General features: G+C 65.5%; 1 protein-coding gene (only partly in view). It reads right to left on the reverse strand.

The annotated features are described in order from the left end of the window. On the reverse strand, positions 1 to 267 hold part of the coding region annotated (locus GEV06_29210) for an acetyl-CoA carboxylase biotin carboxylase subunit (protein ID MPZ21916.1) (this coding region is incomplete at both ends). The annotated region continues 288 nt past the right edge of the window; 267 of 555 annotated nt are visible.

A 267-nucleotide genomic window follows, 5' to 3' on the forward strand; every position in this document is an offset into this window, starting at 1 on the left:
CGGCGGGATCAGATAGCCCGGATAGCAGTGCGAGTCGACGCGGATGTCCTCATCGGCGTCGGGTGGCTGCCACATCGTCAACCGGCCCGGCGACGGGCGGAAGCCGTCGAGCGGGTCCTCGGCATTGATGCGGCATTCGATCGCATGTCCGGACAGCCCGATGTCGTCTTGGGTCAGCCCGAGCGGATCGCCGGAAGCCACGATGAGTTGGAGACCGACCAGGTCGACCCCAGAGATCATCTCGCTGACACCGTGCTCGACCTGGAT

This window comes from Luteitalea sp. (assembly GCA_009377605.1).
Lineage (GTDB): Bacteria > Acidobacteriota > Vicinamibacteria > Vicinamibacterales > Vicinamibacteraceae > WHTT01.